The organism is Brumimicrobium salinarum (assembly GCF_002844555.1).
Lineage (GTDB): Bacteria > Bacteroidota > Bacteroidia > Flavobacteriales_D > Crocinitomicaceae > Brumimicrobium > Brumimicrobium salinarum.
In genome coordinates, this window is record NZ_PJNI01000008.1 from 64,554 (window position 1) to 91,344 (window position 26,791).

Below are 26,791 nucleotides of genomic sequence, written 5' to 3' on the forward strand. Positions count from 1 at the left end.
AAAAATGTCAGTATTACATAAAGAATTTATTGGATTTAATAAAGAAATAAAATTAGATCCTAAAAAGAAAGAAGGACTTTTAACAAGTCGAAAAGACCTTAGAAAAAAAATTAAAAAATGGTTTTCTGAAAATAAATCTAATGAGTTACAACCTAAATTCGCAAGTCAAGGATCTATTGAAATGGATACAGCGATCAATCCAATCCCAGTCTATGATGAAGAGTTAGACAGAAGGTTATTCAAATATGATTTGGATGATGGAATCTATTTTATAGAAAAAGAAGATGAAGACAATCGTAAACCAATTCAAACATGGCATAATTGGGTTTTTGACTCAGTTGATAATCACACAAAGCAAGATACAATTCGAAAACAAACTTGTATTCGTGTAGTTTTTGCTGATGGCCACCACATTGACTTACCTATTTATTACAAAAAAGACGATATAATAGAATTAGCTCATCGCACCAAGGACTGGACAGTAAGTGATGCAAAAGCTTTCTTTGAATGGTTTAATGAGTTGAAAAGTCCACAGTTAGTTAGAATTGTTAGATACTTAAAAGCATGGAAGGATTATAGAGAATTAAAAAACAGTTCTCTTAAGCTTCCTAGCGGTTTTGAACTAACTATTCTTGCTGTTAATAATTACACTGAAGATGATAATGATGATTTTTCATTTCGTGAAACAGTCCGCAAAATAGACAAGGAACTAAATAAAGTGAATGGCTTTAAATGTATTCGTCCAACCACCCCGAAAGATGAAGATGTCTTCGCTGATTATTCAGAAACCAGAAAAAACGACTTCCTAAAGAGTTTAGGCAACTTACTAAGAGATTTAGATAAGGCAGAAGCTGAAACGAATTTTAAAAAAGCAAGTGAAGTCCTTATAAAAAATCAGTTTGGTGATAGATTTCCTTTAGGGGAGGATAAAGATCAAGATGTAAAGTCAGAAAATTTAGGAAGAGCAATTTCTACTGCACCCATAATTCCACGTCCTTATGGATATTAATCAGCAAATAAATGAAGTGCTAGAAAGCTTTCCTCATTTAAATTGGGATAAAGACAATTTAGAGTTTACAGGAGAGCTTTCTATAGCTCCAGACGACAGTTACGATATACAAATAGTAATTGGTAGATTCCCTATTCGTTTTCCTTTGGTTTATGAAGTTGGTGAAAGGATACCCTTAAAAATTGATCGTCATATTTATCCAAGTACTGGTAATTGCTGCCTAACTACAGCAGCAAAAGAGTGTATTCTACTCAAGACCAAAATAAAAACGCTACATGATTTCATTTCATTGATCGTTGTCCCATACTTTCAGAACAATTCATTTTATGAATTAAATAAAAAATATAAAGAAGGTGAGTATTCACATGGAGCACCTGGTGTAATTGAAGGATATCGTGATATACTGAGTATTGAAAAGATGAGCCTCATTCCTGCTATTTTGAAAGTAAGAGTTTCAGGAGGATTGCTCAATAACAGAAATGAGTGTTATTGTGGAAGTGGGTTCACTCTTAAAACATGCAAGAATGGTCTTCATAAAAGGTCGTACAAAGAGTTTAAACGATTGGATATAGCGTTGCTTAAACACGATTTATATAAAATCATTAATCCTTTTATAAGAGAGATTGGGTTAAGACAGTTATTAAAGGAACGTTCTAAATGGAATATTACAAGTCAAAAAATCGTTATGTAAGTAATATGCTATAAAAACATTGATTTGTATCATTTTGATGATTTTTAGATCTTTGTTTAAAGAATGGCTTACTTTTTGAATTGTTCGATATTAATTAAGTTGAGATTTAAAGAATAAATAATACAATGAAATTTGACCATAACGAAGAATACACCAACGAATCATTATATGCTTATGACATAAGCAATAAAATCATATTTATCGGTGATGTTTTACAAGACAAAAACGGTCTAGGTCCTGGATATTTTTGTTTAGGTTGTAAGAAGAAAATGGAGGCAGTTTTACCAAAAAAGAAAATTTCAAAATACTTTAGACATCACGTAACTAAAGGTTCAAAAAACAATTGCACCTACTCTCACGAAACACATAGACACTTTTTATCCAAGTCTTATTTAAAAGAATTAAATAAAATTAAAGTCCCACCACTTTATAAGTACCCTGATTCAGATGATGACCCAATTTACCAAATACGAGAAGCTGATTTTGTCAAGGCTCATTCTGTTATCTTAGAAAAGGCAATATTTGAAGATGAAAATGGAAAAGTACAATTGGTAAGTAAAGATAAAGTAGATGAAAAATATCTTTATTTTATCCCTGACGCTATCTTATTAAACGAAAAAAACGAACCTATTCTCTTGGTTGAATTTGTTGCTACTCACAAACCTGATCAAAAAAAATTAATGAAATTAAAAAGATTAGGTATTGATGCGATTCAGGTATATGTACCTAAATCTTCACCTGAAGAAATTAAACGAAACTTACTTATATCAAAAAATACTAAATGGCTTTTCAATTATGAAGAACAAAAAACAGTCTATACACAAATTTCCGCGGAAGATTCAAGAAGAATATATGATGTTGATGAGCTCCAAAGATCATTTTTTGAAGAAGGTTACAAATGCAGAAGCGCACAACTTGGAGAACTTATACGATCAATTGAAAAAATCTTGGAATCAGAATCGTACAGAACAATTGAACAAAACATTGAATCAGAAATACGAAGAATTACGCTTGCTTCAGAAAGAGCTGAATCAGAACTGGAAGAACTACGAGAAAAACATAGCAGATCAGGAATTGAGAGATATCAAGAGCAAAGAGAGAGAGTTGAAGTCTCGGAAAAGGAATTTCAAAGCAAAGTTAGTAGACTTGAGCAAAGATACCGTTCAAAGAGATCAAGAGTTGAAAGAGAAATCAGAGTTATTGAAGAAGAAACAAGAGAAGTTGTCTCAGCTATCGAAGCCCAATCCAATATTGATGAAGCAATTGAACGAGAACAAAAAACTGAAAAAGAAATTAGACAAAAAACAGAAGGATTATCAAATAAAATTGGAGAATTACAACAGAAGCTTGGAAGAGAATCAGAGCAACTTCGAGAGTCTTATGAACAAGAAGAAGAACGACTTGAAGAAGAGTTCAGAAGAGATTCAGAAAGAAAAGAGCAAGACATTAAAGAATTACGAGAAAAAACAGAATCCATACCAGAAACCTTTGAAAGACTTAGAAAAGACATTGAGTCAAAAATCGCTGGATTTCGAACAGAAGAAGCAGCAGTTATCGAAAGATTTCGACTTATGGAAAAAAGAATCGAGTCAGAATCTTCAAGAACAATTACAAAAAGAAGAGAAGAAAATGAACGAATTCGAAAAGAGCGTCTTGAAAAGTTTGATAATGGCGATATTAGAGAAGCACTCGCCAATCCTTATTCATCAAAGAGAATTCCTGAGCTCGAAGAACATGCCGAACTGTATTCAAACCGTCTCAAACTTATCAGAAAAATTGAAAAAGAAGATTAATAATCGATTAGCCTCAAGAGGAACTACTTTGGAACAGTTTTGTCTTGAAGAAGGAATCGATGTATCAAATTTTAAGTTATAGATTAGATCATTTTTATAATAATCCTGCCGAATTACATAAAATTTTCACCTTAGACAATGCGTAGAACCTCCATTCTAAAATCCCCAAGTCGAGTACAATGAAAACTGTTGTTTCGGGTAAGCTTCGGGATACATTCGGGAAAGGAACTAACATTTTTTTTCTGCTTACTAACCTCTTGTTACCGTCAAGTATCTAAGCTTTTCAATAGTGATTGTCCTTTGTAGCTCAATCTATATCGTTACTCTCGTCTATTGGCCTTTTCATAAATGGTAAATTCAAGATACTCTATTTAATTACCTCAAAAATGAGATCCAGTAATAATTAAAATATATTCACGATATTAGCAACAACAAAAACACCATGCCCGAAACAAACCGAATAGAATTCAAAGAGAAGCTCACCAAAGAGATAGACCTGGAGAAAGAAGTAATTGCTTTCCTCAACTACAATGAAGGTGGTTTTATTTATATTGGGATTGATAAAATGGGAACAGTTGTGGGCGTTAAGGATATTGATGGCGATATGCTCAAAATCAAGGACCGCCTAAAAACCAATATCATTCCTTCCTGTATGGGATTGTTTGATATAAGTTCGGAGGAAAAGGATGGCAAAGACATTATTAAGATTACGGTAGCAAGTGGTTCAGAAAAGCCCTATTACAAACGCAAATACGGCATGTCTGAAAAGGGCGCATACATTCGCAATGGAACTGCAGCCGATCCCATGCCTCAAAAAATGATTGATGAATTGTTTGCCAAAAGAACTAAAACATCAATCGGTAAAATTAGATCGAGCCGTCAAGACCTCACTTTCGAGCAACTGAAAATCTATTATGAAGGAAAAGGCATTACGCTGAATAAGAATTTCGCGAAGAACCTTGAATTATTAACTGAAAAAGGCGAATACAATTACGTTGCCTATTTAATGGCAGATGAAAATGGTACTTCAATTAAGTTGGCAAAATACAATGGTTTAACAAGAGTAGATTTAACTGAAAATCCAGATTTCGGGTATGAATCTTTAATCAAAGCGACAAAACAAGTTCTAGACAAAATAGAAATTGAAAACAAAAGCGATACCAGCATCACTTCAGCGGAACGTATAGACAAACGTCCATGGTCTTCCATTGCATTGCGAGAAGCGATATTAAATGCATTTGTACACAATGATTACACAACGGAAGTACCCCCAAAATTTGAGATTTTTGATGACAGAATAGAAATCACTTCTACAGGTGGTTTACCTAATGGCTTAAGTAAAGACGAGTTCTTTGAAGGCTTCTCAGTTCCAAGAAATAAAGAACTAATGCGTATTTATAAAGACCTAGAATTAGTTGAACAATTAGGTTCTGGAGTACCTCGAATTTTAGAGTACTATGGAAGAGAATGTTTTAAGTTTTCTGAAAACTTTTTAAGAATGACTTTCCCGAAAGAAGATATCACCCCCCAAGTTAAAACCATGCCAGTAAAGGAAAGCGATGAGTCTGCCCCCCAAGTCACCCCCCAAGTTACCCCCCAAGTTAAAAAATTAATATGGGCAATATCGGATGAAATGGGGAGAGAGGAAATTCAAACGAAATTAAATTTATCTGACAAGCGCAACTATAGAGAAAACTATCAAAAACCAGCAATCAATTTAGATTTAATCGAAATGACTATTCCTGAAAAACCAAACAGCAGCTTACAAAAATACAGACTAACAGATAAAGGAAAAGAATTGAAGAAATTAATGAGTAAATAATGGTCAATTAGCTATTTTACAAAAAGACTGAAAGACCATTGTCACTTCATTAGCAACAAGGATTTAAACAACATTACAAACCAAAATCAATTGTTACTAAAAGTAGACCGAAAAAATATTTAAAATGACTTATTTTATGAAAAATTTCGGGAAAGCTTCGGGAAAGCTTCGGGAAAGAAACTACCGAATCAAATACTAACCTTAGAACTCATAATAATTTACCCTGAAATTACAGCAGAAGAAATAGGCTCAATTTTAGGGGTTACAGAACGAACTGTGCAAACCTACATTGAAAAATTAAGAGAAGATAATTTTATAGAGCGCGAGGGGGGACGAAAAGAAGGCATTTGGTTGCTTAAAAAACAAGAGCTATAAATGAAATTCACAGATTTACAACTAGAACTAGGAACGCCAAACAGACCACAACTTCGCCTACTTCATGGTATTCGACCAAAAGCCAGTTGATGGGGCCTATACGTTGGATAAGGCAAAAGAATTGATAAAAGGATGTAGGGAGTAATAATTGTAATGAAAGCCAATAATTATGCTAGATGTAGAAAAACTTTTTGAGATAGTAGTAAAGGAAAAAGGTATTGAATTAACAACCATTCAAAAGAAAAAAATTATAGTTGCTTGTGAGCGTGCTATTCGTGAAAATGATGATGATAATTCTCGTCAAATTGCTGGCAAGATTTACTTAAACTTGATACTGGATTTTCCTGATTTAAATTTATAATTTTATTTAATACTTCCAATCTTTCGTCACACCTTCTGGAGTTGAATGTTATATTTAATAAGGATATTATTAAGAAAAATGTAAAGAATTTAAAATATTAAAGAACATGGAACCAATAATAAAAATCAATAGTATTAGAAGTAATGATGATTACACACTCCGTTATAGGATTAAAATAACTCAAGGTGCTGAACAAATAACATGTGAAAATTCACTTTTAGAAGAGATTAAAAACTCTATTCCATATAAAGCTGGAGTCATAGAGGTTAAAAGACTCAGAAAAGATTTGTGGGAAATTGAGACAAATAAATAACAATATAAACTAAGGGCTATCGCGAGATTTCTCTTGTATAAAAAACCTCCGTCGCTATCGTAGACTTCCTACGATTAAGTTATCTATCTTCCTACCCTTTATTACATTCTGGAATACAATTCTTACAGCCATCTGCTTTATACCTCTTCCTGTTTGCTAAAGAAACAGCACTACTACAATTTGAATGTTGTCCTAAAGATTCATAATTGGAAAGTCTATCATAATGATAACACGTATCCTTATGCACTTCATTATCACCATTAGGATTTGATGACGTACTTTTATTGACTCTGTAATAATTCATATTATTATATTTAAATGATTTCCATAAAGTTACATTTAAAACGGATATTTACCAATTAATTAAAGAAATTCACGACCATTAATTTTCAATTCAAAAATCTAAAATTCATATAGGTCATTACCTCTTAAAAATGAATAATTAAACTTTTGCGCCTTATCCGTCTACTCCTCCTAGTTTCCTTCTGTTTTTGCTACGGAAACAACACTATTACAAGAGCATTCCAAGGTCGCTTTGTAATAGTATGTTCCTGTGCAAAACAGTTCAAAAAGCTATCCGTTTCCCACGGGGCGTGGCGTAATCTTTTCAATTTAAAGTTTACTCCTTAATAAAACACCCCTCCATTCCAAAACGCCGCTACCGCAAGGTTCCAAACTTGTGGTTTATCCCATAATACTAACATCTACCCTTCGAACCATCAACTAACGATTTTTTGGTTCTTAGCTTCGCATAAATTAGTTCCCTCTATCGTTTGTATGGCACAGGAAATATGGTCTTCAGTCATCAACACCTCCCTGCTCCAAAAATATAAAAACAAGCCTATACAAAGCTCCGTTTCACTACGGGCTTGTTTTTACCGTTCCATTGTGTCGTGCTCGGAAACTCCGCGCGCCACACTCCACTTATTTTTCTCACTGTGGGTGTCTCCTCCTTCAGTTGCTGCTACTCTGCCACCCCAAACCCCTTTAAGGTGTGGTAGAGTTCTCGTTCCTCCAACTCTCCCTCTCCCTATAAATGGGGTGGCACCGCAGCGTCGTGTTTGGCTCGCCTGCTAGTCTCTCAGGCTTCAGGGCATTTCATTTTTTTGGCATTTACCCCAAGAATGTGCTAGCCTCCCGCTGGTCAGCAAGCACTTAAACATCACCTTTCAATCTAACATGTAGACAGTCAAGCGTGGGTTTGCTTTATCCGCTCCTTTTAATCTAGCATTACGATCTGGTTGTTGAGCCTGCCGAAACACCACTTCGTTCCATCAAAGAAGCAATCCCACACTTGAATAAACTTATCTCTCCGAGATCCAAAAAAATAAAACGCCCTTCGTGTGCTAAGGCACAGAGGTCATTCCCGTGCTCCACTCCGCTATCGCTCTGTTTCTCACTCTCCATATCCCCCCTTCGTTCCACTCGCAGACGGCTCGCGCCCTTCGTGTTTGGCTTTATCTTAAAAGAAAAACTCAACCCTTCGTTCTTGAATTTATAGAGGCTGAAGGCTCCATTTCCTGTGTAATTATTCAGTAACTTGGTTTTAAAGTAAACTTTTAATTCTAGCATTAGATTTCATTTATAACTTTTTTACTACCCAAAAATTATAAACTTAACCCATTATCTGCCATGTAGTTTTTGATACTGCTTTTTGAGTAAAAGATATTTATCCGGTGTTATAAAAATAATTTCATTTGTATGGTACACCCAACTAAAAATATTTAATCCTAGCTCAATACCTTTGGGTCCTTGTCCTTTTGAATCAAATTTAGATGGGTTCATTTGCTGATTTATAACTATTTCTGTTTTCACATTACAGAAATCAATCAGATCATCTAAGGTTTTATTGTTAATAATTAATGGATATACTAGCTCCAAAACATCAAATCTGTTCATTAAAAAAGTTTTGAGTTCGTTCCATTCTGGTTCGTGCAGATTACTCTTCAATCTTTTAAGAGTTTGTTTTTTATTAATTATGTAAGGCACTACATTATGCTCAAAACTCATCAAAGTAAACTCATTATCAACATTGAATTTTATAGTTTTATCTTTAGGTACCTCCTCATAAAACCACAGCATACCAAAATCCTGATATCCTTCTAAAATATACAAAACTGCCATTTCATTCTTTACATAATAATCAAGTTGGGCATCTTCTAAATAATAGAGTATTTTGTTATTTTTATATATTTCCTTTTTGCTTACCACCTTAATGGCAATGGTTTTATTAACAGGTTTCTCGTCAATTACTAGCTCTACCATTAAATCAATATATTTTATTCCAGTGTTCAAGAATTCACTATGGACAATTGAATTAGATGTCTCAATAATACTTTGAATAAAATCATAGGTTATATCTTCTATTTCACACATAAAAAGGCTTCTTTTAGATTCTTAAGTGACTGTTCCATCTTTTTTTAAATTCATCCGTATAATATATCTCATTACTATGCTTATGTACAGCAAACCTCCCATTATTTTGTGGAAATGTCATTCCTGTAATCTCCGCCCTTTCTGAATGTTGTTTATACCTTTTTTCATCTATCACTTTGTAGTTGATATCGTTTAAAAAACTCTCAAAATCTCTATAATTGATTATTTCTTCTATATACGGGGTTAGTTCTTTCAACACAAAGTTTATAAATCCTTTCAACACTGAATCAGTTTTAACTATTCTTTTAACAACGTTTAAATACTTCTCTTTATACAAAAATGGTTTCCCCATTTCCTTATTAAAATTTGTCGGATTTAGTTCTGTCAATTCGGAAGCAGCAAAAGTAACTACTTTATTAGTTTCATTTTTAGTTATTTCTGTCCTGAGATCACACCAAAAAGCTTTTAATAAGCTCGGTACAAATACGATTCCATATATTGGCAAGCTATTATTGATCCAATACTTCTTGTGGTTTTTTATAGGTATACTGCATTTTTGTTTTGAAAAATTATAAAACGAATCTCCTGATTTTATTTGTACCCCAATCAATGTTTCGGGTTCATTATTTTCCATTTTTTGTATAAAACAATCTAGCCCTATATCATCCTCATCATGTATATCCACAAACTTATGTTTATTTATCTTAATCATAAGCTTAACGTGATTAACTCCTTGTTTGGCCGTTGCATTTGTTTTAACATATCTAAGTTCACCCATCCTTATAATTAATTTTTATGACGATACTAAGTTAGTTATTTTTAATATAGTTTTTTTCTTATTGTTACTCAAAAAAAGCACACTTGCAAAACATCGTCTCTCCGAACTAACCAACATTTTTGCAGGGAGGTATCAGCTGCCTGAAAAAGGCAGCAAATACTTCAACCTCATCTTTTTAAACTAAACTTGTAGAAAGTCAAGAGTAGTTGTTTTCTCTTTTCTACAAATAGCCTTCATTGAAAATGTTCCTCCTCCTTGCTCCCTATGTTTTTATGTTACAACTGTAAAACAACTACACTTGAACAAACAACCTCCCTTCGATTAATCATTATAGCCTTCTCTTTAGTTATCTCTTCGATTCAGGATTTTTAACTAACATTTCTCCTTGGATAAAAAATAAAAAAATAAAAGCAAAAATAGGGCTGTGCACAGCTTTATAAAGGTCAAGCCCTTCGGGTTTTGCAATAATAATTTTGGTTACCTTTTTTCAACTTAAATCTCCTCAGCTCTAAAATTTGCCATCCTTTCCTTTGTTCACTCATGGAGTCAAATTTTTTATTGACAAAAACCTTGACAAAGCTGCTACTTAGCCCTAAAAAATGGGCTTTCTTTTTTCCTTTTTTTTCGGCCTTTTAGGTCGTTTTCTTTGGTTTTTTCTTTTGGAATTCCTGGCGGAGCGAAGCGACGATGAACAAGACTTAATTTTTAAAACCTAAATTATGTCTAATTTCAAAATGATTACTTACCGCCCAGAAGGCGTGTATAAAGGTCCCCACTTCTTTATCCTCAACAAAGGATTAAACAGCGGAAAACCACTCAAAAAACCTTGCCCGAATTGCTTTGTGGTATGCTGCAATTCGGAAACCGAAAAAGAAAGTTTGTACTGGATAGTTTATTCTCTCCATCAGGGAAAGCAATTTCAAATTTCATTAGTTGGATCTGTGATTCCTTTCATACGGAAAAACGACCTCATCAAAGTTATTAAGGAAGCGCAAAAAAGAACCTACAGCAAGCCAAAGGCAGTTCAAAAGACTGTTAGCTCACTTCTTCAACTTGAACAGCAAGAAGAGAACTATAAACGCATACAGGCTTCAATTAAACAATTAAAACAGGTGCTTGTGCACCAATTAATTAAATCGTAATTATTAACCAGTTCGGCACGTCTCATTAGATGAGGTGTGCCGAACATAAATTTAAATATCATGTATCACGTAAATTCAGCAGTCATTAAAAGCATTCTTAGATCAATGCCCAGAAAAGAAATTTCTGCAGAAATGGAAAAGCTCAAACAGAAGATTTACGAAACTCCTCCAGGAACGGAAAGGAGTAAGTTTATTAAGCTTTATCGCTGGTGTCAAAAACTGACATCCTAGCGATAGCAGAGAAACAAATAACGCAAACGGGTTGATTCGTGGCCCGTTGTGGTTCATTTGTAACTCTCAGCAGTTCGCTTCGGCGGGCTGTTTATACTAAATATATAGGTTTTAATCCCAATATGATTCTAATTTATAAATTTGAATTCCCCACTTATTTCGCACACCGTAAAAAAATTATGGAGTGAGGTCTTAGTTTTGAGTTAAAAATAAAAGCTATGTTCAAAGGATTAAGTGTTTATGATTTTAGAAGTCAGTTCAAAACGAAAGAAGATTGTTATTCTTATTTGTTTGATTTGAAATGGGGAAATGGTTATTAATGTTCAAGGTGCGGGAACACATTGTGTTATAAGGGGAGAACGAAATGGTACTTGCGATGTACTAAATGTAAGTATGATGAGTCAGTTAAAGCAAACACCATGTTTCATAAGATGAAACTATCAATTTTGAAAGCATTTGAAATTATGTTTGCATTAAGTAATCGAAAAAAAGGGATGTCAGCTTTAGAGATTTCAAGGACTTATGATGTAAATCCAGACACAGCAAGTTTGCTAAGAAAAAAAATACAAAGAGGAATGTTTAGTAGCGGTAAGCATAAACTAAAAAAGAACGTTTATGTTGACGAATTTGCTGTTGGAGGTAAGGAAAAGGGGAAACAGGGAAGAAGTTCCACAAGCAAGAAGGTGAAAATTATTTTAGGTTGTGAAGTTGTTAAGCACAAAGGCAAACACACACTCGGAAATGCTTATGCAAAAGTTATTGATGGGTATAGCCAAGCTGATCTTCTTCCTTTTTTTAAAGAAAAAGTCGATACAGAGGCAGATGTCACAACAGATAAATGGTCATCTTACGAACCAATTTCAAAGCAATATAAAATAAACAGAATAAAGTCTGAAGGTGGGGTGAACTTTAAAGAACTGAATACTTTAACAATGTTGATCAAAGGCTGGCTGAGAGGCATTCATCATCATGTCTCAAAAGAATGTATGCAAAATTACCTAGATGAGTTTTTCTTTAAATTTAATAGAAAAGCTTTTATGAAGATAAGTTTCGGCAGATTGTTAGAGAACTTTATGACTAACAAACCAGCGTATTTAATAGCTTAGGAGAAGTATATGGGGAATTCAATTTATAAATTTATATTTGTGATATATACATTTAGGTAGGGTATAATGGAGATGAGACCTATCAATATTATCTAACTCAGTGTCATCTCTATATTGAAAATATAAATTCCCGTTATTATCTCTTAATATTATAAGCGAATATTTAGAAAGAAGTTCTATAACTTCGTGGGTATTTATAGAGAATCCTAAATCCTCAATTTTATCATTTAACTCTTTCTCCAATATATTCTGATTTTCACATATGTAAGGAAACAATTTATCAAATAAAATATTAATATCATTCCCAGTAAAGAATAAGCTTAATTCACTTTTTAATTCGTCTATATTAATGTGAATATATTTTTTTATGATGCGTTTAAGTGTGAAATGATCAATTGGAAATTGATAATCTTCAAGTGATAGCACATTTAATAGTGTAATTATATCTCTTGGTCGATAAAAAGTAAAATCGAGAATATATTTGAAAATTGACTTTCCATTTATATATGATTCTGTGAACAGGTTCTCCCAAGGGTCACCTATAAATTCTATCTCATTTTTTTTAAAGTTAAGTTCAACTCTTTTATTGATTAAGCGCTTTAGAGGTATCTCATTTTCATTTAAAACAGAATGATCATACCAATTAATATTTATCTCATATGAATTAAATATTTTTGCAGAATCAGCGTACTTAGGTTTTAGAAAGTCACGCATATCATCTCTTAAGAAGATCAGTATTTTAGCTTTATTGTTTTGAAGTAATTCATTGTTATAGTCACGGCTTATTCGTATTAACTCCATTACCTTATCTGCAGAAAGCTTATTCTTAACCGAAAAATTTATATCTAGGTCATCAAATAACAACCAGAACTCAGTTTCTTTGTTAACAGGAAAGTCTAAGACAATTTTAACAATTTGTTTTAAAGGTGGAATCACTTTATAAAATGGTGCTTTATTAACTGAGGTCTTAAAGTAATTTTTGAATACTCCACCAAAAACATGCTTTAAAGGAGCAAAATTAACTTCGCCTCCTTTATTCTTTTCACCTGTAATGAACTGATGTTTATCTACATCTATCACGCCAGAATTTATATCTAAGAATCTTTTTAATTTGGTAAATTCCTTTGTGTATTTTCCACATTCATTTTCTACTATTAATTTAACCAAATTCACAAGAATAAGCCATTCAAATATCAACTTCTGTTTTGATTCTTGTAAAGCAACTTCTTGTATATGTTTTTCTAATTCATAATCTCCAATCTTAAGAATTTTGGCATGGGATTGTTCGTTATCATCAGATAGATCTTTTATATATTTGGCTATTGCACTTTTTCCAACTCCTTTTCGACCAGTGAAAATGAATTTCCCTATTTCTAAACTATTTAAAATGCATAAGTAATCATCAAAATAAGATAGGAGGTTCAAGTCAGAAACATTCTCTCCTTCTGCTTCTACTGCGCCAAAATAAAAGTCTTTCGTACTCTTATTTTTTTGTTTTTCTTTTTTATTGAATCAAAAATTCCCATAACTAGGTGTTTATTTTTTAAATATAGTATTTAAAAACATGTTGAATATCTATTTTGATAAAAACATAAGTTAAAGCTGTTTATATAGAGTGATGTTTTGTGAGATTTTAAAGTCTCTCATAAAGCCACAATATATAAACTTTCCCTTAAACTTTCACCTACTTCCTCCACCTTTTCCAAATCCACTTCAACCCTCTACTCACCAAAAAACTAACCACAGCCCCAATGGTAGCCATGATTACCGTCTTAATCAAATCCTTGGTATCAAACATCGCTAAAACGCTCAGTATCGTTCCAGAGATTGTTCCTATAAATGTTGTATTGTCATCTGTCGTTTCCATTTTTGTTCATTTTAAGATACCGACATAGATTTTAGAAAACCCTGCAGCTTTAGATCCATTCTTTACTAAAATCATCGTCGATATTTGTTCCATTAGTATTGGTCTTTATATGAAAAAAGAAAGCCACCAGGCAAAAGTGCTTGATGGCTTTTTCTGAACCTTAACCTTGCTCTTATTCACAAGACTTTTCACTCAATCGAATAGAAACCTTGATGATTTCAGAATCCTCGTTTTCTTCCTTGCTGGAATCAACATCCATTAAGTGAACAGAGTTTGCTAAATCGCTCCCTGCTTTAAACTTCGGACCTTTCTTTGTCACATTCACTATGATTTCATCTTCGAAACATCTTTTTTCAGACATAATTCTTAAATTTTATGGTTCTCCATTTATCCTGGAGAACGGATTAAACAATTTACTTTTTTGAACTGATCATATTCTACGAATATTAATCATCCAACTCTTTGCTACCTTCAAAACAAGTTCTTGTACTCATTCGCATAGAAACCTTTATGATTTCAGCATCTTCAGTTACATTCTTGCTTGAATCAACATCCATCAGATTTACTGATTTGGCTAATTCAGATCCTGCCTTAAATTTCGGACGAGCTCTTGATACATTTACAATTAACTCGTCATTTAAACTTTTTTTCTCTGACATAATTCAAAGTTTGTGTCCTTCATTTCTCTTTTTGAAAGACTGGTTACTTACTTAACTTTTTCCTTCTCCTCACAATCCATTTCGCCAACTGCCGTTTGGCTCACTGCTGTGATAACTGTTCCACCAAGTAGCACATAACCACCGATAGTAACAGCAATTGCAGGCAAGGCTATAGGTGCCGCCACAACCGATGTTCCGATTGCAGCCAACACCAATCCAGCCGTGCGTAGCTTCTTGAAAAATGGAGGAGTTTCATCTTTGCATCGCTTACCCATCGATGCTAACTTGTCTTGCTTTCTCTTTTCCATGATCAATAGGTTTTAAACAACATCCACGATATTAAGAGCGTTATACCCTCCATCGTTTAAGCTGTATTGTGTACCATTAATTTCTTGGAAAAACTCCACGAGTAAGATATACACATCTGTCCCCGATCCCGAAGGTGGAGCAGTGGGTGTAACTGCAACTGTAGACTGTGTGCTATCAATCTCAATATTACTTGGATTAGAAAGCGCTAATTCATAAGTGCCGTCAGCAAAGTTCACATTTCCCCATGCAGCTGTAAAAGATACATGAGTTGCGTTTGCTGGTGCAGCAATATGATTAACTGGCACAAGGTCCTCAATCTCTATTTCTCCAGAGGAAGGATCCAATGTGATTGGACGATACAAAATCGCATTCAGCATTGAACGAATGTTGAAGTTAAATCCTTTCAACATATCCTTTGCCGCCTGATTTTGAATCGCAACACCAACAGATCTATCTCCACGAGCACTTGTCGTGTCCAATTTACGAATTGAAGACATCACTTTCGTTAACCTGGAGGTAATACGACTATCTGCCGCACGCATCATCAACGGACGAAATGCGTCTCTCAAAGTCTTTCCTGCCGTAGCTGCCAACCCGAACTCACTTCCGTTCTCTCGGGTTCTTGCAAACGCAGGATCATTCTTGATACGCTCTCCATCAACACCTCCTTTTTCACGTGCTAAATAGCCATCTTTCGTCTTATAAAAAGACAAATCTCCAATCTTACCCGTAAGCTTGATTATTCCTTTTTGTTTTGCCATGATTACATAGTTTTTATACCAACATGATTTTCTAATCTTGACATTATAACTTTGTGGTATAATGCCGATATAGATTTTAAGAAGTTCAGACTGAAAACGTCTGGACGACCATTAAAATCATCGTCGGTAAGTTTTGACAATATCCTGCTGAGACTTTCTCAACATTCCTCAAATTTCGTCGCGACATGAAATCGATACATTAAATTTATCAGGTAGGAGAGAGGTAAGCAAAATTCCAATTCCATCTATTCCGATATTAGGTTTTTATACCGAATAATACTATGATGAGTAATCGATGGGGTATAAGTAGTGTATGGATAGTGTATGGTAATTGTCAAAACAATACAATATCTATCAATATGCAAAATGTTAATTTCAACCGAACATTTATTTCTATATTTACATTACTGATTGTGAAATGAAAGTAAATCGTATATGCATATATCCCAAGGATATCCAACGAATTACCGGTAGAAGTGAAAGATATGGTAGGAGGTTATTAGAGCGCATCAAAGATCACTTAGATAAGGAGCGTCACCAGTTTATAACCATTGATGAGTTTTGTGACTATTCTGGTATTAAAAGAGAGGATATCAAAGAGTACTTAAAAGACTGAAAAACAAGTGCTAATTCTTTATTTATTATCTTTTATTTTTATTTTGATACATTTTGTTGCGTTTTGTGCTGTATAATAAAATATTGTCCCTATATTTGCATCTCAAAACGTTCATTAAATGTCAACAAAACAACCCAACGCGATAGGTTACTAATTCGGTTACCTGATTTAAAGTTGAGTTTCAAGAGTTTGATTATTAACATATTAATGCATCTGAGACAGTCCCGTCCAGACCGCATTTACAAAACGCCTCTATGGCTGGAGGAATAGAAACCCCTAAGATGTATCAATGTCTTAGGGGTTTTGTCTTTTATGGAAGTTTGTCTTTAGATGGTTTTTATGTGGGTTTTTTGTTTATCTTAAATAGAGAACCATAAATCACCACCATGAATCAATATTGCACTTACATCTTATTCAGTCCAAAATTTAATAAATATTACATTGGACAAACACACAATTTTGAAAATAGAATTTCAACGCATAACTCAGGAAAAGTAAAGTCCACCAAACATTATTAACCTTGGTTGAAAGTTTTAATTCTAGAAAAAAATACGCGTTCAGAAGCTATTGTTTTAGAGAGAAAGCTAAAGAATTTAAATAGAGAACGATTGTTAGAGTTTATAGATAGATATAAGGTATGAATTTTAACGCCTCTATGGCTGGAGAGTTCCGACGCTTCGGTCGGAATCTAGACAGAAACGTCAGGATTCCGTCGCTTCGGTCGGAATTCAGACTGTAACGTCAGAAAAACCCCTAAGACGTATCAAATGTCTTAGGGGTTTTGTCTTTTCTAGACGTTTTTTTAAGTATTATTTGTTTAGCTACTATGTCTGGAGAGTTCCGGATCAAGACTAGTTGTTGAGGATTCGGAATAAATATTTGTCAATCTGGATAAAAAGTATTCAACATTTCGTACTCCTCTAAACAATCATGTCCAATTTTTAGGTTGTTTTACACCAAGGAGTTACTTTTTGTATTCCTCTAACGTTAAGCCATTCTTGAAAAATGACATTACCAAAAGTATCTGGTAGCGAATCTGCAATCATAGGAGGGAGGCTTTGAAAAGTATCTTGTTGATACTCTGAGAATACTTGTACCTGTTTTGTACGTTTGAATATAAACGGGAACAATTCTGAATACTGCCCAGATTCTAAGAAGTCAGGATGGTATTGAAAATAAGACTTCCCTTGATCTGTATCATAGCCTAATTTCCCTACTTCAAGACCAAATGCCATTACTTCTATGATTTTATCTTTAGCCATCTTTTAGTATAATGAAATGTTATTTTGGTCACTTGTATAGCTATCTAGTTCTTTTGCAATTTTTTGTAATAAGTCAAAGTGATTGGCTACTTCTAATACATTATTTAAAGTGGTGTTTTTACCATTTTCAATGTTTTTAATCGTTGTGCTAGAAACATCCAAGGCTTTAGCAAGCTCTTCACAAGACAAATTATTCGCTTTGCGATTCATCATACAAGCCTCACCAATCTTGTCTTTTATATCTTTTATTGTTACAATCTCCAACATGTTATTGCCATTATATTGGTTGAAAATAGGGTTTTAAATGCATATATGCAATTATAATGGTAGTTCTGTTTTGGATATAGCAAGTCCTTTAGTCCGTTTCATTTACAAAACCATGCTCTCTTCAACCACTCTAAAATATCGAAGATTCGGTTTTTGTTGTAAACTCTTCAAGAAAGCGCATTCCTTTATATGAATTTCCTTTGGCATTTAATTTCGAACTCCAAACAGCAATGGCGTATTGTTTTGGATGTACTGCCACAATTCCACCGCCGACGCCACTTTTTCCTGGAAGTCCAACCTTGAAAGCGAAATCTCCTGATTCATCGTAAAATCCACAGGTTTGCATTAAGGCGTTTATTCTTTTGGTTTGACTTCGGGTAAGTATTTGTTTTCTTTCTGTTAAGGTGAAGCCGTCATTGGCTAAAAATAAAAACAGGTTGGAGAGTTCTTCGCAACTCATTTCAAGTGAACAAAGATCATAGTAGAAGTCAAGTACATCAGAAGGCTCGTTTTCTATGTTCCCGAATGACTTTATTAAATTGCATAAGGCAGCATTTCTGTATCCGAATTCCTTTTCAGAACTGGCTATTTTTGATGAATAAGTAATGTCTTTGCTATCGGAAAGGTTTCTTACAAAATTGAGGAAATCTTCTTTGGGATTCTTTAAGTTACTTAAAAGAACATCCGCAATAACAAGTGCTCCAGCGTTAATGAATGGATTTCTTGGTATTCCATTCTCTACTTCAAGTTGAATAAGTGAATTAAAAGGTGTTCCAGAAGGTTCCACTTTTACCCTGGTCCATAATTCTTCGCCGAGTAAGTCATACGCCATAATGAGGGATAATACCTTGACAATACTTTGAATAGAAAACTTGTCATAACAATTTCCAACTCCAAAATTTGAATTGTCAATCGTGGAGATGTGTACACCGAAAAGCGCTGAATCTACATTTTCTAATTCAGGAATATAAGAGGCTAAACTTCCTTTATCTTCGCTGTTCTTTATCTGTTCGTAAAGGTTTTGAACGATTTCGTTCACATCTACATTCGTATTCACATTTTTAATTTTAAGTGTTTACAATTTTAAGCAATTTATCAACTGCTTTTCTTTATTTCCAAAGTTAATATGATAGACATAAGTTCCAAGAAGGTAGTGTTATAATAGTAAGGGAATGAATGGAGATTTAATTGTAAATAGACTTATTGGTAGAACTGTGTATGGTTTTAGTGTACAATTGCGTTTACCGAACTAATTGAAGGTTGAATAAACTTTAATATAATTTAGGGTCACCACTAATTTAATGCTTGATTTTGAGTTAGATTGTTTCTTAGATAATCGACAATAAACCATAGAGTTGATCACGGGTAAGTGCTCCGTCAATGAAGTACTTCACATTTCCATATTTCTTGTCTTTTATTTCGCTTCCGTCTAAAAAGAAACGCAATGATCCATATTTTGATTTATCTTTTATTTCATTGCCATTTACATAGTAGCGTACATTTCCGTATTTGCTCTTTTCTTTTATTTCATCTCCATCAATATAAAAGTTAACGTTTCCGTATTTGGATTTTTCCCTTACCTCAGCTCCGTTTAAATAAAACAAAGTTGTTCCATATTTCTTGTCCTTTATTTCATTTCCTTCAATATAAAAAAGGGTTTTTCCATATTTCTTATCTTTGACTTCTGGCATAATTGCTGGTTTTGAATTTGCTAATTGTGATCTATTTGTCTAAATACCGGTGTCGATGGGCTTTTCCATATATAGATAGGTAATCCGATTTCATAGTTGCATATTTCTACAAGATATTAACTTTTTGATCACTTTTCAATCATTGAAAATGATTCTTCTTTAATCGGACAATTCTTACCACTCATTTCAAAATCAATATTAATGCAACTTGAACAATCTACAAGCCATCAATACAGAGTACAGGAATTATTAGCTTTTTCTCTATAAGATTCTTAAATTTAGGTTTTTAAGTTTAGGAATGAATCTTGTTAAAATACTTTTTTTAAAGCATAACTTATGAAAAAGATACTTTACTACGGATTATTGACTGTTCTTTTATCTGCATGTGGATCCAATAGAATTGCAATAGAAAACTCACAGAATGTTATTTTTGAATATGATAAAAATCGACCTATTAATTATGGTGATACGCTTTCTGTTGCTTTCTATAATGTAAATACAGCAGGAGAGCGAATCGATATCTCTAAAAATCTTCAAATGAAAGTTCAGGGTGATGGATTGGATTACGATTGGAAAGAACAGATGTTGTACATTAATAAAAGACCTGAACAAAAGGATATTGATGAAATACCTTTTCTAATAGTCATCAAAGAAAAAGGAGATTCAATTACCTACTCTCAAAAGGTAAAACTTAACTTTTCAGGTCAATTAACTATAGATTTAGCTGGGAAATCAGGAAAGAAAGGCTTTGACAAGTTGCCACGTTTGCGACCTGTATTGCTGACCGAAGGGAAAACCGGAAAAGATGGCGATAATGGCGAGCATGGTGAAGATGCACAAGCTGCTCGTTTACATATATGGAAGGAAGACGATATGTGCTATGTGCGAACGGAAATTATTGGTGAGAAAACGGCGTATTATTATCAAACGATAAATAAAGATAATATTGTGATTGATGCCTCTGGTGGCGATGGAGGAGACGGAGGAAATGGAGGAGATGGTAGCCGTGGATCTAAAGGAAAAATTGTTGAAGATAAAAAATACTCGCCTGGAGATGGTGGTGATGGCGGTAATGGTGGCGACGCTGGTAATGGTGGCAATGGAGCTGCAGTCGAAGTTATTGTTCACCCTAATGCACAAGAGATACTATCTCGACTTGTGATACTTAATAAAGGGGGAGAAGTTGGTGAGGCTGGAGACTTCGGAGAGCCTGGAAAAGGCGGTAAGCCAGCAGCAGGACAGAAGGATGGAAAAGATGGAAAGCAGGGACATAAAGGAGCAGAGGGAAAACCTGGAAAAGATGGACCAACGCCAGTAATAAAAACGGGAAGTTTTGATTTTAATAAGTGGTAAGGAAAACAATTTTCTTAGAAGAATAATATAGCATATCGCAATACGCGATATGCCACACTTTACTTATTGAAATGAATGTATTGTGCTTACTCTTCCATCGCTTCCACTAAAGCATCCGAAATCTCCAAATTGTGAAAAACATTTTGAACATCGTCATCATCCTCAAATTTCTCTTCTAATTCTAAAATCTTTTTTGCTTGATCAATCGGTAGTTCGACGGTGTTTAGTGGAATCCTCTCCAAGCGCGTACTTTGAATTTCAAGATTCATTTGTTCCAATGCAGAAGCCATTTTGCCATAATCACTGAATTCAGTATAAATAACTACCGCATCATCACCCTCACTGTCTATTTCAGACAATCCATGCTCAATTAATTCCAACTCTAATTCCTCTAAATCTTGTTCTATTACATCTTTTTGAATGGTAAAAACCCCTTTTCGTTCAAACAAGAACTCTAAAGAGCCATTGGTTCCGAGATTACCGCCATTTTTATTGAAAATAGATCGAATATTGGCCACCGTTCTATTGGTATTATCAGTTGTACATTCAATAAAAAAGGCAATTCCGTAAGGACCATATCCTTCAAAACTAATCTCCTCATAATTTTCCGCCTCCGCGCCACTTGCTTTTTTTATGGCCCGTTCTATATTGTCTTTCGGTAAATTAATCCCTTTCGCGTTAACAATCGCATTCCTCAACGCCGGATTAGCATCAGGATCTCCACTTTTACCTTCCCTAACCGCTACCGCTATTTCTTTCAATACACGATTAAATTGCTTTGCTCGTTTTACATCTGCCGCTCCTTTCTTGCGCTTAATATTTGACCATTTACTATGTCCAGCCATTTTACTTTAATTAAGGTTAAACAATCCATTTTTCAGAATTCGGTAAGATAATGATTTTATTGCATAGTTATGGGTAGTTGTGTGGATAATAAAACGCACGTGTTCTCGATACATCTTCGTTGCTTCCGTTGCCTTCTATAGATTCAGTCAGCGGCGGTACTCGAACTGACGTGCTGTATCGTTCCCGTCAGTTCGAGTGAACTGCGTAACGCGGTGAAGTAATTTGTATCGAGATTCTGTGTTAGAAAACAATTTTTTTGCTAATTTAAATTTAGTTATCTTTGAAAACTAAGGCAGCTTTGAGCTAGCTTATTAAGAGAGAACAAAGGGAACCTCAACTGAAACAGAAGTAATTTATCATCTATTTTTTTTGAGCCTATTTCCGCCTACACCGCCAAGTTGCCTCCCCAAATCCTTTTGAAACAACCCAAACAAAGGAGCTTCTAAAGTCGCTCTTTCTTTGCGTGTTCAAATAGGTTTTGTGTTCGCCAAGCTTTCTGGTTTCGTCGGGGCAGGGGAGCCGATGAATCGGTAGGGAGAGGGAGAGGGAGAATTCTCAATTAATTTGTATTATTGTGAAAGCTATGGAAAGCAATGAAGAATTATCGAAGTACCTATTTCAGCTTAAGAAGTTAAGGCGAGACAGGAATAAGAAGAGAGGAGACGCTCCGCATAAACCTGTTTTGTTGTTGGCGATTATTGAAGGAATTGAAAATGGGGATATAATTTCAAATCGCATTGCCATTTCCCCTGAGTTGGTGCTGTCGTTTAAAGATATTTGGTCGAAAATTGTTGTAACCGATCATTTACAGAATTTTGCAATGCCGTTTTTTCGTTTGAAATCGGATGGATTTTGGAAATTGCATTCTAAACACGGTTCATTTATTCCAAGAACAATTTCTTCTTTTGCTGGCTTAAGAGAAGCTATTGAACTCGCCGAAATGGACAAAGCTTTATTTGACTTCCTTTTGAATCCAATTTCTCGTGAAGTAATAAAGGCAGAATTGCTGAATCATTACTTCCCCGACACAAAAGACAGGTTGACAAATTCTCAAAACGATTTTGTAAATCAACTGAAAAATCAAGTTTTAAATAATGATCGTCTCACTTACGCCGAAAGAATAGAAGAATTAAGAAGTAAAATGCAAGTCAGTGACTTCGAAGAAGAAATCTATGTTAGAAACGGAATTTTTAAACGAGAAATTCCAAAACTTTACAACTATACTTGCGCAATTTCAGGATTGAGAATCGAAGCCACAATTAACGCACAGTTAGTTGACGCCTGTCATATAAAACCGTTTTCAATTTCACAAGACGACACCGTAGGGAATGGAGTTAGTTTAACACCAACACTTCATAGGGCTTTTGATAGGGGATTGATCACGATTGATGAAAAATACGAAGTCTTACTTTCTTCTTATTTTAAAGAATACGATTCACCTTATGCCTTAAAACAATTCGAAGGGAAACGAATCCTGCTCCCTGAAAATAAGAACTACTTTCCTTTGCAAGAGAACTTCGATTGGCACAGAAAAGAATGTTTTGTGTTGTGATTTCATAAAAATCATTATGTTAGTAACATGATAAAAGTAGTCTGTGCTATAAATCAATTCGAAAAGAAAATCCTTATTGCTCAACGGAGTGAGAGCATGAAACTACCACTTAAATGGGAATTCCCTGGAGGTAAAATTGAAGAAGGTGAGAATAAGAAAGAAGCACTAGAACGAGAGATTTATGAGGAGTTGAGAATGAATATTGAAGTGCATGAAGCGTTGACTTCTGTTGAACATCATTATCCTGATTTCTCGATTACGTTATATCCTTTTATTTGTGACGTCAAGTCAAAGGATTTTGTAAAAACCGAACACAAAGAAATTAAATGGGAAAAGAAAGAAAACCTAACTAATTATGATTGGGCAGCAGCTGATATTCCAATTGTAGAAGAAATAATGAGCTTATGAAAATAGGAGTATATGAAAGTTTGATTACTGAGGCTTTACAGGAGAAGCTAAAAGGATTAGATAGAGATCGGTTTTTTGTTGCAGATCAAAAAGCACTTGATAAAGCGGAGGCTATTCACTTTTTATCACTACACCTTCAAAAGGCATTTCAAAATGCTTTAAAAGCCATCAAAAGTATTAAGAGAGAGCAAGGGTCAGTTGTTAAGCAGCAAATTGAAATTACGAATCAACTGTTAACACATCTTTCAGATCAAATTGAAGGATATAATTTTAATGAGGATCTTGTAGCTTCCAGTGGTCAGATTTTGGAAGGAGTTTTGGATCAACTGAATTCTGATTATCAATCTTTAGATTTGAGATTGAGTGAAATAATGCCTGAAACTCGACTTATTCAAAGTGCTTTGTTCGTAGGGGGTAATGAGGGTCTGTCTCTAGATTCAGAATTAAAAAAAGAGATTCTTTCAGCGGATAGAGTTGATTTATTAGTCTCTTTTATCAAATGGAAAGCCATTGTTATTTTAAGAGAAGCCTTCAGAGAATTTACACAACGGGGAGGTAAATTAAGGGTAATTACGACAACATATATGGGAGCAACGGAGGCAAAGGCCATTGAGGAATTATATCATCTGCCAAATACGGAAATCAAAATATCTTACAATAACACCAATGAACGTTTGCATGCGAAAGCATACCTCTTTTATAGAAATACTGGCTTTCATACTGGATATATAGGTTCCTCAAACTTTTCTCGGTCTGCACTTACGGATGGATTAGAATGGAATGTGAAAGTGACGACTAAAGAAATACCTCATATTATTGATAAGTTTCAAAAGACCTTTGATAGTTATTGGAATAATTCAGAATTTGAACTTTACAATTCGAGTAAACTTGAAGATTTAGACAAAACCTTACAGCAAAATAAATTTGGTAAATCAACCCAAGAGATTGTTAACTTCTTTGACCTGAAGCCCTATCATTATCAATCTGAAATTCTTGAAAAATTAAAAGTTGAAAGAACAATTCATGGTTCATTCAAGAATTTAGTTGTTGCCGCAACAGGTACAGGGAAAACGATGATTTCTGCATTTGATTACAAAAGGTATAACCAAGATTACCCACAATCTAAATTCCTATTTATTGCGCACAGAATTGAAATTTTAAGACAATCACTTCATACCTTTCGAAATGTATTAAAAGATCAAAATTTTGGAGAATTGTTTGGTGATGGCTATGTGCCTTCCGCGAAGAATGCTGTATTCGCAACTATTCAAACCTTAGCAGCGCAAGCAGAAACTTTTACTGATCCGGATTATTACGATTATATAGTAATGGATGAGGTGCACCATGTTTCTGCACAAACTTATCAGAAGGTAATTGATTATTATAATCCTAAAGTCTTATTGGGGCTTACCGCTACTCCAGAGCGAATGGATGGTAAGAATATTTTAAAAGATTTCAGCTACCGTACTGCCGCAGAGATACGTCTTCCTGATGCATTAAACAATAAATTGCTTTGTCCATTTCAATACTTTGGAATATCGGATGCTGTAGATTATTCAAAAATCAAATGGAACAATGGTAGATATGATGTAGAGGAGTTAACGAATGTCTTGACTGCTAATGATATTAGGGTTAATGATATCCTTAAAAACTTAGAAAGCTATACAAAGGATTTTCGTAATGTGAGTGCAATAGGTTTTTGTGCGAGTATAAAGCATGCTACTTTTATGAAAAGTAAATTCTCAGAAGTAGGCTTATCTGCAGAATGTTTAACTTCTGAAAATTCGAAGGATAGGATTGATATTTTACATCGCTTTAAATCAAAAGAAATCAACTATTTATTCGTCGTTGATATTTTTAATGAAGGTGTTGACATTCCCGAGATAGATACTGTGTTGTTTTTAAGACCTACTGAAAGTTTAACCATTTTTCTACAGCAATTAGGTCGTGGATTAAGACTTAAAGAAGGAAAAGATGTACTGACAGTTCTTGACTTTGTAGGTCATGCTAGAAAAGAATATGATTTTGAAAATAAGTTTAGGGCGCTAATTGGTAAAACTGAAACAACAGTTCAACACGAGATTGAGAAAGATTTTCCAAACTTACCTTTAGGAAGTGCTATTGTTTTGGAAAAACAAGCTAAAAAATATATTCTTGACAATATTCGTCAAGCAACGAATATGGGGAAAAGCAAATTGATTCATCTTTTACAAAATTTTAAAAGTCATACCGAACTCCCGTTAACACTTGAGAATTTCTTGTTCATCTTCAATTTAAAGTTGAAGGATATTTATAAAAATCACACCTTTCATTCTTTAAAAAATGAAGCGTTAGGTGAGCATATCGAGAACAAGAATTTTGACCAGTACAAAGTCATGCTTGGGAAGAAATGGATTGTTACTGAATCGATAAGTTATTTTAAGTTTATTCTGTCACTAATAGAGGCGGATTTCGAATTGAATAAAGTATTGAGCAGTCGTGAACATCACCTCATGGCTGTTATGCTCTACTATGATTTCTACCAAGGTCCCGTGACGAACTTATCGTTAGAAAAAGGAATTAAAGAAATCGGCAGCAACAAAACCTTTGTATCAGAAATGCGCTCTTTTATCAATGTTAAAATCGATAAAATTGGCTTCGAAGAAATTCCGTGTGTTGCCATGGAGGATAAATTTCCTTTAAAAATACATTCGCGCTATACCAGAGATCAAATCTTAGTTGCTTTAGAATTAAGTACAATTGACAAGAAAAGTTCGAATAGGGAAGGAGTAGCGCAAAATAAAGATATAAATGTTGAGGCATTATTTGTCAACCTTAAGAAATCTGAAGAAGAATTCTCTCCAACAACAATGTACGATGATTATGCCATCAATGAAACTCTATTCCATTGGCAATCTCAAAATAGCGCTTCTCCCGAAAGTCCAAAAGGAAAATCTTATATTCAACAAAAGAAAAACGAGAAAACTATATTGTTATTTGTTCGAGAAAGTAAGAATACTGCAGAAGGTTTCACCCAAGGCTATGTATTTATAGGTCCAGCGCAATATGTGTCTCACGAAGGTGCAAAACCAATGTCTATAAAATGGGAGTTGGCCGAGCCTATTCCTCATTATTTGTGGAAGGAGAGTGCGAAGTTGGCGGTGGGGTAGGAGTCTCTTTCAATTAATCCTTTTAGAAAAAAGTGAATGATAAAAAGAATGCTT

General features: G+C 34.1%; 28 protein-coding genes and 1 pseudogene. 15 read left to right on the forward strand and 14 right to left on the reverse strand.

Annotation, left to right across the window (positions count from 1 at the left end; all coding sequences use genetic code 11):
- The first annotated feature begins 4 nt into the window (after positions 1-4).
- From CW751_RS08055 to CW751_RS08085, 7 genes are all read left to right on the forward strand, one after another.
- On the forward strand, positions 5-1,009 hold the full coding sequence (locus CW751_RS08055) for a cyclic GMP-AMP synthase DncV-like nucleotidyltransferase (protein ID WP_101334497.1): 1,005 nt from the start codon (positions 5-7) through the stop codon (positions 1,007-1,009).
- Entirely contained in the window at positions 999-1,700 is a 702-nt protein-coding gene (locus tag CW751_RS08060) for a hypothetical protein (protein ID WP_101334498.1), read from the forward strand. Before CW751_RS08055 ends, CW751_RS08060 begins: the two co-directional genes overlap by 11 nt.
- A 125-nt stretch (positions 1,701-1,825) precedes the next feature.
- On the forward strand, positions 1,826-3,493 hold the full coding sequence (locus CW751_RS08065) for a coiled-coil domain-containing protein (protein ID WP_101334499.1): 1,668 nt from the start codon (positions 1,826-1,828) through the stop codon (positions 3,491-3,493).
- Between the two features lie 442 nt (positions 3,494-3,935).
- On the forward strand, positions 3,936-5,315 hold the full coding sequence (locus tag CW751_RS08070) for a Fic family protein (RefSeq protein ID WP_101334500.1): 1,380 nt from the start codon (positions 3,936-3,938) through the stop codon (positions 5,313-5,315).
- Positions 5,316-5,507: 192 nt separating this feature from the next.
- Entirely contained in the window at positions 5,508-5,690 is a 183-nt protein-coding gene (locus CW751_RS08075) for an HTH domain-containing protein (protein ID WP_101334501.1), read from the forward strand.
- A 169-nt stretch (positions 5,691-5,859) separates the two neighbouring features.
- Entirely contained in the window at positions 5,860-6,051 is a 192-nt protein-coding gene (locus CW751_RS08080) for a hypothetical protein (RefSeq protein WP_101334502.1), read from the forward strand.
- A 106-nt stretch (positions 6,052-6,157) separates the two neighbouring features.
- Entirely contained in the window at positions 6,158-6,364 is a 207-nt protein-coding gene (locus tag CW751_RS08085; RefSeq protein ID WP_101334503.1) for a hypothetical protein, read from the forward strand.
- 91 nt (positions 6,365-6,455) lie between these two features.
- Here the strand turns inward: CW751_RS08085 and CW751_RS08090 are convergent, their stop codons facing one another.
- From CW751_RS08090 to CW751_RS08105, 3 genes are all read right to left on the reverse strand, one after another.
- Complete coding sequence (locus CW751_RS08090) at positions 6,456-6,668, reverse strand: hypothetical protein (protein WP_101334504.1); 213 nt, start codon at positions 6,666-6,668, stop codon at positions 6,456-6,458.
- A 1,319-nt stretch (positions 6,669-7,987) separates the two neighbouring features.
- Positions 7,988-8,740 (reverse strand): hypothetical protein, encoded by a 753-nt coding sequence (locus CW751_RS08100; protein WP_101334506.1) that lies wholly within the window; start codon positions 8,738-8,740, stop codon positions 7,988-7,990.
- Between the two features lie 13 nt (positions 8,741-8,753).
- A complete protein-coding gene (locus CW751_RS08105; protein ID WP_101334507.1) occupies positions 8,754-9,518 on the reverse strand; it encodes a DUF4365 domain-containing protein in 765 nt (254 codons plus the stop codon).
- A gap of 719 nt (positions 9,519-10,237) precedes the next feature.
- Here CW751_RS08105 and CW751_RS08110 point away from each other — a divergent pair.
- Both CW751_RS08110 and CW751_RS08115 read left to right on the forward strand, forming a co-directional pair.
- Positions 10,238-10,660, forward strand: coding sequence for a DUF6943 family protein (locus CW751_RS08110; protein ID WP_133122167.1), 423 nt, complete (start codon positions 10,238-10,240; stop codon positions 10,658-10,660).
- Positions 10,661-11,322: 662 nt separating this feature from the next.
- Positions 11,323-11,997, forward strand: coding sequence for an IS1595 family transposase (locus tag CW751_RS08115; protein ID WP_165779258.1), 675 nt, complete (start codon positions 11,323-11,325; stop codon positions 11,995-11,997).
- A gap of 18 nt (positions 11,998-12,015) precedes the next feature.
- On the opposite strand, the pseudogene CW751_RS08120 reads toward CW751_RS08115, so the two are convergent.
- The 6 genes and pseudogenes from CW751_RS08120 to CW751_RS08145 all read right to left on the reverse strand — a co-directional run.
- Positions 12,016-13,449: pseudogene (locus tag CW751_RS08120) on the reverse strand (P-loop ATPase, Sll1717 family); the annotation flags it as partial.
- A gap of 232 nt (positions 13,450-13,681) precedes the next feature.
- A complete protein-coding gene (locus tag CW751_RS08125; protein WP_101334511.1) occupies positions 13,682-13,864 on the reverse strand; it encodes a hypothetical protein in 183 nt (60 codons plus the stop codon).
- Positions 13,865-14,036: 172 nt separating this feature from the next.
- A complete protein-coding gene (locus CW751_RS08130; protein ID WP_101334512.1) occupies positions 14,037-14,225 on the reverse strand; it encodes a beta clamp domain-containing protein in 189 nt (62 codons plus the stop codon).
- A gap of 85 nt (positions 14,226-14,310) precedes the next feature.
- Positions 14,311-14,523 carry a hypothetical protein gene (locus CW751_RS08135; protein WP_101334513.1) on the reverse strand — a complete coding sequence of 71 codons (213 nt, stop codon included), beginning with the start codon at positions 14,521-14,523 and terminating at the stop codon, positions 14,311-14,313.
- A gap of 47 nt (positions 14,524-14,570) precedes the next feature.
- Entirely contained in the window at positions 14,571-14,798 is a 228-nt protein-coding gene (locus CW751_RS08140) for a hypothetical protein (RefSeq protein WP_240612549.1), read from the reverse strand.
- A 45-nt stretch (positions 14,799-14,843) separates the two neighbouring features.
- Complete coding sequence (locus CW751_RS08145) at positions 14,844-15,593, reverse strand: hypothetical protein (RefSeq protein ID WP_101334515.1); 750 nt, start codon at positions 15,591-15,593, stop codon at positions 14,844-14,846.
- 418 nt (positions 15,594-16,011) lie between these two features.
- On the opposite strand from CW751_RS08145, the gene CW751_RS08150 reads away from it, so the two are divergent.
- Positions 16,012-16,209: a hypothetical protein gene (locus CW751_RS08150; protein WP_101334516.1), complete on the forward strand. Its 198-nt coding sequence runs from the start codon at positions 16,012-16,014 to the stop codon at positions 16,207-16,209.
- A 386-nt stretch (positions 16,210-16,595) separates the two neighbouring features.
- On the forward strand, positions 16,596-16,727 hold the full coding sequence (locus tag CW751_RS15975) for a GIY-YIG nuclease family protein (protein WP_101334517.1): 132 nt from the start codon (positions 16,596-16,598) through the stop codon (positions 16,725-16,727).
- Between the two features lie 423 nt (positions 16,728-17,150).
- Here CW751_RS15975 and CW751_RS08160 read toward each other — a convergent pair whose 3' ends face one another.
- From CW751_RS08160 to CW751_RS08175, 4 genes are all read right to left on the reverse strand, one after another.
- On the reverse strand, positions 17,151-17,471 hold the full coding sequence (locus CW751_RS08160; RefSeq protein ID WP_101334518.1) for a HipA N-terminal domain-containing protein: 321 nt from the start codon (positions 17,469-17,471) through the stop codon (positions 17,151-17,153).
- Positions 17,472-17,474: 3 nt separating this feature from the next.
- A complete protein-coding gene (locus CW751_RS08165) occupies positions 17,475-17,738 on the reverse strand; it encodes a helix-turn-helix domain-containing protein (protein ID WP_101334519.1) in 264 nt (87 codons plus the stop codon).
- Between the two features lie 130 nt (positions 17,739-17,868).
- Positions 17,869-18,795: a glutaminase gene (locus CW751_RS08170; protein ID WP_101334520.1), complete on the reverse strand. Its 927-nt coding sequence runs from the start codon at positions 18,793-18,795 to the stop codon at positions 17,869-17,871.
- A 271-nt stretch (positions 18,796-19,066) separates the two neighbouring features.
- A complete protein-coding gene (locus tag CW751_RS08175; protein WP_101334521.1) occupies positions 19,067-19,429 on the reverse strand; it encodes a hypothetical protein in 363 nt (120 codons plus the stop codon).
- A 336-nt stretch (positions 19,430-19,765) separates the two neighbouring features.
- Here CW751_RS08175 and CW751_RS08180 point away from each other — a divergent pair, with 336 nt between their 5' ends.
- Positions 19,766-20,782 carry a putative periplasmic lipoprotein gene (locus CW751_RS08180; RefSeq protein WP_101334522.1) on the forward strand — a complete coding sequence of 339 codons (1,017 nt, stop codon included), beginning with the start codon at positions 19,766-19,768 and terminating at the stop codon, positions 20,780-20,782.
- A gap of 86 nt (positions 20,783-20,868) precedes the next feature.
- Here the strand turns inward: CW751_RS08180 and CW751_RS08185 are convergent, their stop codons facing one another.
- Complete coding sequence (locus tag CW751_RS08185; RefSeq protein ID WP_101334523.1) at positions 20,869-21,627, reverse strand: YebC/PmpR family DNA-binding transcriptional regulator; 759 nt, start codon at positions 21,625-21,627, stop codon at positions 20,869-20,871.
- A 584-nt stretch (positions 21,628-22,211) separates the two neighbouring features.
- Between CW751_RS08185 and CW751_RS08190 the strand changes: the two genes are divergently transcribed.
- The 3 genes from CW751_RS08190 to CW751_RS08200 are packed head-to-tail and all read left to right on the forward strand — an operon-like array spanning position 22,212 to position 26,737.
- A complete protein-coding gene (locus CW751_RS08190) occupies positions 22,212-23,180 on the forward strand; it encodes an HNH endonuclease (RefSeq protein ID WP_101334524.1) in 969 nt (322 codons plus the stop codon).
- Between the two features lie 27 nt (positions 23,181-23,207).
- A complete protein-coding gene (locus CW751_RS08195) occupies positions 23,208-23,588 on the forward strand; it encodes a (deoxy)nucleoside triphosphate pyrophosphohydrolase (protein ID WP_101334525.1) in 381 nt (126 codons plus the stop codon).
- Positions 23,585-26,737 carry a DEAD/DEAH box helicase gene (locus CW751_RS08200; protein ID WP_101334526.1) on the forward strand — a complete coding sequence of 1,051 codons (3,153 nt, stop codon included), beginning with the start codon at positions 23,585-23,587 and terminating at the stop codon, positions 26,735-26,737. Before CW751_RS08195 ends, CW751_RS08200 begins: the two co-directional genes overlap by 4 nt.
- The last annotated feature ends 54 nt before the right edge of the window (positions 26,738-26,791 follow it).